The sequence below is a fragment of the Bordetella sp. 02P26C-1 genome, assembly GCF_009763255.1.
Lineage (GTDB): Bacteria > Pseudomonadota > Gammaproteobacteria > Burkholderiales > Burkholderiaceae_B > Bordetella_A.
This window is the reverse complement of record NZ_WSJB01000022.1, coordinates 467,383-475,528: the sequence shown is the minus strand read 5'-3', so window position 1 is coordinate 475,528 and position 8,146 is coordinate 467,383. Positions and strand designations below refer to the sequence as shown.

Sequence of the window (8,146 nt, the reverse complement as noted above, 5' to 3'; positions counted from 1 at the left end):
TGCTCTCGCGCCGGGCGTTTGGGTTCAGAAATTTTGAGAATTACCGCATGAGAGTCTTGGCTCAGTGCGGTTGGAACGGTGTGATTAACCGGGTCTGATGAATGCTCATCCCCCGTTTATGGGGTAGAGCCTGCAAAACGAGGCACGACATCGTCAGACGTCGTGCCTTGTTTTAACCGGGAATCTTGGTGGAGCGGAGGAGGATCGAACTCCCGACCTTCGCATTGCGAACGCGACGCTCTCCCAGCTGAGCTACCGCCCCGATAGACCGAAAATATATCACATTTCGCTGCGGCATTTGAAGCGTCATTCCAGATTCAGTGTCGCAATGACCGGCGCATGATCCGAGGGCTGCTCATTGCCGCGCGGCCCCTTATCAATCACGCATGCCGTGCATTGCTTGGTCAGTGGTTCAGACAGCAGAATGTGGTCAATCCGCAGCCCCGCATTGCGGCGGAAAGCGAACTGTCGGTAATCCCACCAGGAAAAAGACTTCTCCGGCTGCTCGAATTTGCGGAAGGAGTCGGTCAGCCCCAGATCGATCAACGCGCGAAATGCTGCTCGCTCGGGCTCGGACACCAGCACCTGTCCTTCCCATTTCTCAGGGTTATGGACATCCTCATCGGCAGGGGCGATGTTGTAATCGCCCAGCAATGCCAGCCGCGGATAGCTCTTGAGTTCCTCGGCTACCCAATCGCGTAAATGGCGGAACCATTCCAGTTTGTAGGGATACTTCTCGGAATCCAGCGACTGACCATTCGGGCAATAGGCGCAGATCACGCGTACATCGCCACCCGGGGCGGGCAGGGTGATCGCCAGCAGGCGCTGTTGCGGGTCGTCCATGGTCGGGATGTTGCGCACCATCGCCGAACCCGTCTCGCGCGAGATGATCGCGACGCCGTTATAGGTCTTCTGGCCTGCCCAGACGGCCTGATAACCCAGCTCGGTAAAAGCATCCAATGGAAATTTGTCATCCGTCAGCTTTAACTCTTGCAGACAGAGCGCATCGACCGGATTGGCCGACAACCAATCGAGAACTTGGGGCAGGCGAACCTTCAGAGAGTTGACGTTCCAGGTGGCTAACTTCATGTTTCTTGTAGATCGTTGATTTATGCGGGTTTCCGAGGCATGTCCCGCCGGAAATCCGCTCTAGCTACTCATCTGGCTACTCATTTAGGCCGAGGTAGGGTAGCGGGCAGGTAGCCCGATAATACCCCGTCACGCGGCCTTTCTCTGCTTGCCGCGCTCGATCAGCGCTCGAACGCTTGAGGCTGTAATCCGGGTAGCGTCTCCGATCTTGACCTGCTCGAGCTCGCCGCGCTTGATCAGACGGTAGATCATCGTGCGAGACAGGGCCAGAACGTCCTCGGCTTCCTTAAGTCGATAGAGCAGGGCGGTGTTGCCCGGCGGTGTGGCAGGCTGGGCCTGTGTCAGGTGCTTGCTCATGCAGCGCTCCTATTTGCTTCGTTCATCCAAAATCCGCGAGTCACTTCGATCAGGCGCTCGATTACGTCAGGGGTCATGTGGTCAATCCAAAATCCATCGGATAAGATGCCTCAATCACTGCTTCGAGGCACTGCAATGAATATGTGCACGCTTTGCTCAGAGTTGCGCGGTAGGCCATCCCACGAGAAGCCGCATGATTCTCTCAACCTTCACTCGTCGACCGCCGCTGGGGTGAGAAACGAAAGTGAGTTTTTTCGCCGGAATTACCGTTGCTCTAAATGCGGCACGAAAATGCGGCGAAGTATTGAAGACGGTGACTTCGTTGGCGAGTGGAAGGCCGCGAACTATTAGGATCATGCTGTTGGGGCGTCATGTGTCGGTGAGGCGCTCAGTATGAGCATTTAAAGCTAGCACACCATAGCTCAGAGAATGCCCGCGGCATTTCCTCCCATCGCGCCATGCGCAGTGCCTCGTAAGCGGCCGCGAACTCCAGCGCCAGCGGGTCCATATACAGCTTCTCGGATGCCTCTTCAGCCACAACGCGCGTGTTGCACTTGTCGCCGATCCAGACGGTGGCGCCCGCGTATGTGGGGTGGGTTTCTAGGATCTGGCTGCTCATTGGCTAACTCCTTATGGCTGTGTGATAGAGGGGTCTTGAACGATACCCACAGCCGACGAAAATCATCGGGGCTGAACGGCGAAGTGCTATTGCTCATTGCGAGTGATAAATTGCTGGTTGACACTTTTCCGGGAGCGCTGCTGGCTGCGAGGCGCCAGTTCACGCCTAGCCCACTTGGCGGCATCCGCTGTTGCTGAGAACCTAAGGGGAAAAGATTGGATGAACCGAAATCGATGCGCTCTATCGAGGCGCGTGAGCAGCGGTTAGCTCAGCTCGAAGAAGGCCATATCGCGCCACTGACGGACTTTGTGAAACGACTCAGGCAGCGTTGGGCAGTGAATACGTAGTTCCATATTTCGACCCGTTGGACGGAGGAATTGAGGCCGATTGCCTGTTCCGGTTAGAAGCGCCGGGGCGAAGGCCGTAGCGTCAGACTATGTCGATAGTCGCCACCTCATTTCCAGACGCGCGGACCATTTCAACCCCCCATCCGAGCCTCATGTATAGCCTGCCCATGCCTCCACTCATCCCATGGCGCCTCCATAACCCCATCAGGCTAGGCTCGTAGTGACACTACTGGTTCGGTGCAGTAGGATTCGTAGGGATTGGGGGAGGTCGAAGAAAGATGAAATTCATGCTCTCTGTCATACGAGCGAACACCTGGTGGGAGAACCTGTTCGCAATTGTAGTGATGGCATCCGCTGCGGTAGCATCCGCCGGCGTCGCCCTTTCTTTGCTGCAGTTAACTGGTTTGCTAAGCCCCGGTGTTGCGGGGTGGGTTCAGGCCATAGGCTCCATCGCAGCCATCTATTTTTCTGCGCAGATCGGCCGTAAGCAGGCAGAAACCGCTTTGACCATTCATTTTCGTGACGTAGAGTTCCAAAATAAGCAGTATGAAAGGGAGCTGGAGGACCGTCGACGAGATGAAGAGCGGGTGGCTACGGCCCGGTACCACGATGCCTTGGCCGAAGCATCTGTCCACAGGAGTGGCATCAAACGGCTAACTTTAAATCTTGTTGGGATGGTCAACTCAATCGAACAAGCGTTAAGGGCACATAAGGAAGCAAGAGCGAAACTTGTGGAGGCGCAAGAGGAACTCAATGAGGCGAGGCAGGGGGATACCAGCCTTGTGGGTCTGCGCGCCACCTCGGTGACTCAGCGCCAAGACGCGTTGGATAGGTCTGAGGCAGATATAGCGCAACGGGCGTGCGACTTGGAGGCTGGCGTGTCTCTACTGGCTCAATTGCCCAGATCCTCAATTCGTCAATGCAGTACTGCCCTAGCGGACAGAGTTGCATCCGCGATAAATCATTTGCAACGCGCCATTATCGAGCTCGAGCATTCTCGTGAACCACGTCGCACGGTAAGCTATTTGGTTGCTTGTATTCGTGAGCTTGAGGGCTATTCGGCGGACTTAGAGCGTCTCCTTGCTTGTGCCACAGATCATGGAGACCGCGACGATTAACTAACCGGACTGTTGGTTGATTGGCACAGCCCTGCCGACATAGGGCTGGCCTTACGGCGATTTTTTCACCTAAGATCATCCTGCGCGCTCCGGCCCCCACGGATTCGGGCATGGTGCGGCAAGTCGATCTGATTGTGTGGCTTATCCAATCACCTGTTCCGCAAAGCCCGCCCAAGCGCTTATGCTGGCTAGTACCCGAAGGGGTCAGGCGGCCTTACGGCGGAGGATTGTTTCGTACTGCTGCACCAGCGCTGCGAACTCCATCAGGTCACTTTCCATCTTCTCGATATAGTCGTCGTCGCGCTGGAATCCGCGTAGCCAGAGCTGCTTGCCGATGGGTTCCAGGGCAGGGCAGTACAGGCCGAGGTGCCACCACTTGCGGCCGGTGATCCATAAGCAGCCCTGCACTTGGTCCATGACCTCGCTCGGGTCGTTGTCGATATGGAAGGCGCGCAGCTTGTCGGGCGCGAGGAAGCATTTGTATTCACTGCCGCCGTCCTCGCCGATCAAGCCGTCCGCACTGGCGCCAAACAACCGGTCGTCTGTCAGGACGAATCCGGCGCGCTCGACCAGCAGCCCGGTCTGTTGCTCATGCTCCATCCGCGCTTCCGGCTCGAGCTCGTGACCACGGCGCATAGCCCAGTTCTGATAGCCTTCGTCCAGCGGCTGTCCTGCGATACGCTCCACAGCCAGTCGGAAGGCATAGTTCTTGGCCTCGTCGGAGAAGTCGCCTACAGGCTTTCCTGCCAAAGCCAGAGCAACCGCCTCAGCCTTGGGTGTGGCCTTGTAGCCAGCCTTGAGCATGGCTTCTTTCTCGCTCAGGCCCTCTTTCCGGCAGGCTACATACAGTGCCTGGCGCTCGTCCAGGGTGTTGACCTTCTTACGCGCCACGCTGAACATGCTGGCGGTTATCACGCCGGCCCTGGCTGCATGCCATTCGTCGCTTCCCTGCTCGCAGTTAACGATAAGCATCATTCGCCTCCATTCGTGTCGCGGCCAAAGCCGTCATCCTCAGCGGCCCCGGCCATCGCTGGTTCCTCATCGATCGTGCGGCCGTCATCTGGCGGCGCCTCGGTGCGTGTGGCTTCACCGCGCAGCACGGCGCCCCGCTGGGCGACCGCTGCTTTGAACGCGTTGTAGACGCCCATGTCCTTGGTGGCCTTGACCTCGGCCAAACCGTGTTTCCAGACCCTGGCCAGCGCGTCGGCGTCTTCGGCGGCTTCGACCAACTTGCGCAGGCGCGGCAGTAGATCGGGGTCGACGCGCACTTGTGCGGTCACGGCCAAGCCCTCGCCGTTATCCGTGTTCAAGTGGTGGATTGCCTCGGACAAGCGGTCATTCTTCGGCCAGTACTTGTAGGCACGCTTGACCACGGTTTTCTTTGCCATTTCGCCGTAATCGGTCTTCCAAGGCGAGGACTTTCCCGACTTCATCGACTGCGACCGGTTCATGATCCCGTCGATGTCTTCGCGGCTCATGGTGGTGGTCAGATAATCGCCGCTCGCGGTCTTGGCGACCACGTAGGCGCCCACGATCTCGCCACGGTCTTTGGAGAACGGATTGAAGACGTGAGTGGGCGGAGCGTCGAAGCCATTCAGAGCGAAGTTGTCATTGGCGCGCACCAAATCCGCCTGCGCCCACGTGATCGAGCCCGTGGCCACCGCCAAGTCGATCAGGCCCATGTAGCTGATATCAAGACAGATCCGACCATCGCGCGGCACGAGATACGCTTGGCGGCGCGCTGGGTTTAGGCTGATGCCGATGGCGGCCACGTTCGTGACCGCGTTGATGACCGACTGCCGGTTTGAAGTCGCAATCTTCAGTGCGAAGTCGTTCTGCTGCAACACCTGAATTGCGAATCCGGCTTCCTTCTCGAAGCTTATGGACTGGTCTGTCAACACCGCAGCGAACGTGTCGCGGGTGTTGTAGATGTCCTGGGTGATGACTGCTAGGTTGTTCACGATTGATCCTTCGCCGCATACGCGGTCGTGCCGCCATCTTTGGCGACGGTGGTGTTATCGAGAGTGGGGCCTACCACGCAGGCCAGGAGGACGCCGGCGGCGACGGCTACGATGCCGACGAGAAGGTCGCCGTGGGTGCGGAGGAAACGGGTCATGACACCCCCCCCTCGCGCTTCTCAAACTTCACCCAGCGCACCGTGCTGGGATGGGACGCCCATTCGGCTGTCGTCTCCACATAATGCTCCGACGCGGCGCGCACAAACTCGGCGAAGCGCTGGCCCACCACGCCATAGGGCTCGCCAGCTGCGACAGCCTTAACCGCCTGCTCGAACAGAGCCTCCGGCCGATAGCCCACGCTCGTTTGGTACAACACATTCGCAGCGGTGTCGCGTGAATCCGGGACGAAGCCGCCGGTAATCACTTCGTCCATGCCATCACGCAGGGCGAGGTGAAAATTCCAGGCGAGCGATTCGCGCACATCGGGCGCGCGTTTAGGAAGAGCTGCCATGTCGGGCTCCTTGTCGTTCTTGTTGGGGAATGGCGCGGGTGGCGCCTAGGGGATTGCCATCAAGGGCGAACCCTGACCGCTCGCATAAAGCAGCGTGGTATCGCAATGGAGATGCTCCCGGACTTGCACTTGCTACGGCGCTAGCCCGTAGCCGATCAAGGTCCGCGTTTGATGGCACCCGTCTTTCCGGGGTGTCAGAAGCTGCACCAGCGTTACCCGAGGAGTTCCGCCTTGCCACGTCCCGCAAATAACGGCTCGGGGCTACTGGCATCTGCTTCAAGGTCTCTGCCCCGAGAGAGCAACTGGGCAGGCGTAAGGCTGTTTCACGGGCTCTCTCACCATCATCAAGGCGGGCCGGGCTTGATCCCGGCTAACCCTCTGACGTTTACCGGCACATTTAGCGGCGCGCCGGGCGGGGCACTACTCCCGCGTCTATATGGATTAAGAGTCCATGCGTCGTGCTAGGTCGTGTTTGCGCACTGCGTGTCCATCCACGCCGCCGCCTTGATGATGGCCCCGACGCTCACCCGGCCGGGTTAGGTCGTTCGAAACGGCGCTCTAAAACCACCCGAGCAGCGCGCCCAGTGGGGCGAAAAAAACGCCTATCACCCGCGCCACTTCGAGGCCGCCCCAGTCTGCGAGGGCAAACCCTGTTTGGGTGATTTTTGCGATGTTGATGCACCAGCCAACGAGGCCCAGCATGCCGGCAGCAAATGCCAGTACATAGAAGATTTCGGTCATTGACCGCTTGGTGTTGAACATTTGTTCTCCTTGTCATCGGTCTGCACTCTCGGCGAAAGCGCAGGCGGATGATTCCGGGGCAGCGCGGCGCGAGATAACTCAGCGCCACCGCCACCCGACACTGCCAGTTGCGCGACTCCCGGCAGATCCGGCTCGCAATGGTCAGTGGGTCCGGGACTTCTCCCCGTGGTCATCAACACGAATACGCGCCTTTGGTCGATTCTTGGCGTCCTGTCGGATCGTGCACGCGTTCGCAGTACTGCTGCCCACGCGAGGGCATCTGCTGAGGGTGCGTTTTTCGGCGTCTTTTTGTCCAGGGCGTCCGCAATTCCCCTATCGCGTCGCATCCCTGCGGTCGCGGAACGGTTCGTACGTCGTCGTGTTAAAGAGCGTCGCCTCGGTGCGGTGTTGCTGAACGGTGAGGCGTTGGTATAATTACACCATATGGTGTAGTGCGTGTCTACACCATATGGTGATTTTTATGATGCTCGTTTTCCCTAGCGCGGCAACCTGACAACATAAAAGCGGCATCCGAAGACGTAAAAAAGCCACCTCGTAGGTGGCGTCGGGCAAAATAAACCCCCCCCGGCGGCGGGGGGTGGACTATACGGATGCTTCAGGCGAAAATCTCCCCTATGGAAGCAGACACCGTCACCATCGCATTTCGGGATAAATCTCGGGGGTATGAAATTTCCCCTGATCGGGTGCCGTTGACCTTCTTGACCGCGGTTTCCAAGGATGTTCAAGATTTCATAAAGGGGCCAGGCAAAGATATAGATATGGCGGAAGTCGAAGTCTGCATTCGTCATGGATCGCTGGCTATTCAATCAGGCCACGTGGTCTCGGCGTCCTTAGTCGCAGACATTCAGGCGTTGTCTCGTAGTACAGACCTTGCAAAAGTGAGTAAGAGACGGCGCGAGATAGTACGCAAGTGGCAAGAACGAGCACATCGTGTCAAAGGCTTCGTCGTGCGCATTGCTACGCCATGGACCGGCAACGATATCCTGGTCTCGGGCGAAACAAACTATCGCGAGGCAAGGTCTTCGCGCGTGGTTACTGTTGAGCGGTATATCAAGGGCGAGATTTTGGATTTGGGCGGAGTAACAGACTCCAATGCTCACATCAAGCTGCCGGACGGTCAAAAGCTGACCATAAAGACAGACCGGGAATTAATCAGATCAGAACCACGTAATCTCGTTTATCGCGAGGTTCATCTGAGAATCCGTGCCAAATTGGATCTAGACACGCAGAAACTGAGTGACCCCGAGCTAATTTCATTCGTTGATTACGAGCCAAAGTTTGATCCCAACAGGTTCGCTGAGGCAGTAAGGAAGGGCCGAGAGGCCTGGCGAGATGTGGGGGATCCGGCTGAATGGGTTAGGTCAATTCGGGGGGAGAATTGAGTG

The 8,146-nt window shown here is 57.9% G+C and carries 11 protein-coding genes and 1 tRNA gene; 3 read left to right on the top strand and 9 right to left on the bottom strand.

The window, feature by feature from the left end; genetic code table 11:
* Window positions 1–186: 186 nt before the first annotated feature.
* From GOQ28_RS14895 to GOQ28_RS14880, 4 genes are all read right to left on the bottom strand, one after another.
* Window positions 187–262 (bottom strand) — tRNA-Ala (locus GOQ28_RS14895).
* Between the two features lie 44 nt (window positions 263–306).
* Window positions 307–1,089, bottom strand: a complete 783-nt coding sequence (gene xth / locus GOQ28_RS14890; protein WP_160357007.1) for an exodeoxyribonuclease III — start codon at window positions 1,087–1,089, stop codon at window positions 307–309.
* Window positions 1,090–1,218: 129 nt separating this feature from the next.
* Window positions 1,219–1,446, bottom strand: a complete 228-nt coding sequence (locus GOQ28_RS14885; protein WP_160357006.1) for a helix-turn-helix domain-containing protein — start codon at window positions 1,444–1,446, stop codon at window positions 1,219–1,221.
* A gap of 388 nt (window positions 1,447–1,834) precedes the next feature.
* Window positions 1,835–2,065: a hypothetical protein gene (locus GOQ28_RS14880; RefSeq protein ID WP_160357005.1), complete on the bottom strand. Its 231-nt coding sequence runs from the start codon at window positions 2,063–2,065 to the stop codon at window positions 1,835–1,837.
* Between the two features lie 215 nt (window positions 2,066–2,280).
* Between GOQ28_RS14880 and GOQ28_RS18735 the strand changes: the two genes are divergently transcribed.
* A complete protein-coding gene (locus tag GOQ28_RS18735; RefSeq protein ID WP_272898850.1) occupies window positions 2,281–2,412 on the top strand; it encodes a hypothetical protein in 132 nt (43 codons plus the stop codon).
* A 278-nt stretch (window positions 2,413–2,690) separates the two neighbouring features.
* Entirely contained in the window at window positions 2,691–3,530 is an 840-nt protein-coding gene (locus tag GOQ28_RS14875) for a hypothetical protein (protein WP_160357004.1), read from the top strand.
* Between the two features lie 204 nt (window positions 3,531–3,734).
* On the opposite strand, the gene GOQ28_RS14870 is transcribed toward GOQ28_RS14875, so the two are convergent.
* The 5 genes from GOQ28_RS14870 to GOQ28_RS14850 all read right to left on the bottom strand — a co-directional run bounded on the left by GOQ28_RS14870 (window position 3,735) and on the right by GOQ28_RS14850 (window position 6,761).
* Window positions 3,735–4,505: a lambda exonuclease family protein gene (locus GOQ28_RS14870; RefSeq protein WP_202109730.1), complete on the bottom strand. Its 771-nt coding sequence runs from the start codon at window positions 4,503–4,505 to the stop codon at window positions 3,735–3,737.
* On the bottom strand, window positions 4,502–5,491 hold the full coding sequence (locus GOQ28_RS14865; RefSeq protein WP_160357003.1) for a recombinase RecT: 990 nt from the start codon (window positions 5,489–5,491) through the stop codon (window positions 4,502–4,504). Before GOQ28_RS14865 ends, GOQ28_RS14870 begins: the two co-directional genes overlap by 4 nt.
* Entirely contained in the window at window positions 5,488–5,646 is a 159-nt protein-coding gene (locus GOQ28_RS14860; RefSeq protein ID WP_160357002.1) for a hypothetical protein, read from the bottom strand. The genes GOQ28_RS14865 and GOQ28_RS14860 overlap by 4 nt, the downstream gene beginning before the upstream one ends.
* Complete coding sequence (locus tag GOQ28_RS14855; RefSeq protein ID WP_160357001.1) at window positions 5,643–5,999, bottom strand: hypothetical protein; 357 nt, start codon at window positions 5,997–5,999, stop codon at window positions 5,643–5,645. Before GOQ28_RS14855 ends, GOQ28_RS14860 begins: the two co-directional genes overlap by 4 nt.
* 558 nt (window positions 6,000–6,557) lie before the next feature.
* Entirely contained in the window at window positions 6,558–6,761 is a 204-nt protein-coding gene (locus GOQ28_RS14850) for a hypothetical protein (protein WP_160357000.1), read from the bottom strand.
* A 614-nt stretch (window positions 6,762–7,375) separates the two neighbouring features.
* On the opposite strand from GOQ28_RS14850, the gene GOQ28_RS14845 reads away from it, so the two are divergent.
* A complete protein-coding gene (locus GOQ28_RS14845) occupies window positions 7,376–8,143 on the top strand; it encodes a hypothetical protein (protein WP_160356999.1) in 768 nt (255 codons plus the stop codon).
* Window positions 8,144–8,146 lie beyond the last annotated feature (3 nt).

What these genes read in the sequence shown, in the direction of transcription:
- xth (WP_160357007.1), bottom strand. Translation starts at nt 1,089, where the DNA reads ATGAAGTTAGCCACCTGGAACGTCAACTCTCTGAAGGTTCGCCTGCCC.
- GOQ28_RS14885 (WP_160357006.1), bottom strand. Translation starts at nt 1,446, where the DNA reads ATGAGCAAGCACCTGACACAGGCCCAGCCTGCCACACCGCCGGGCAAC.
- GOQ28_RS14880 (WP_160357005.1), bottom strand. Translation starts at nt 2,065, where the DNA reads ATGAGCAGCCAGATCCTAGAAACCCACCCCACATACGCGGGCGCCACC.
- GOQ28_RS14875 (WP_160357004.1), top strand. Translation starts at nt 2,691, where the DNA reads ATGAAATTCATGCTCTCTGTCATACGAGCGAACACCTGGTGGGAGAAC.
- GOQ28_RS14870 (WP_202109730.1), bottom strand. Translation starts at nt 4,505, where the DNA reads ATGATGCTTATCGTTAACTGCGAGCAGGGAAGCGACGAATGGCATGCA.
- GOQ28_RS14860 (WP_160357002.1), bottom strand. Translation starts at nt 5,646, where the DNA reads ATGACCCGTTTCCTCCGCACCCACGGCGACCTTCTCGTCGGCATCGTA.
- GOQ28_RS14855 (WP_160357001.1), bottom strand. Translation starts at nt 5,999, where the DNA reads ATGGCAGCTCTTCCTAAACGCGCGCCCGATGTGCGCGAATCGCTCGCC.
- GOQ28_RS14850 (WP_160357000.1), bottom strand. Translation starts at nt 6,761, where the DNA reads ATGTTCAACACCAAGCGGTCAATGACCGAAATCTTCTATGTACTGGCA.
- GOQ28_RS14845 (WP_160356999.1), top strand. Translation starts at nt 7,376, where the DNA reads ATGGAAGCAGACACCGTCACCATCGCATTTCGGGATAAATCTCGGGGG.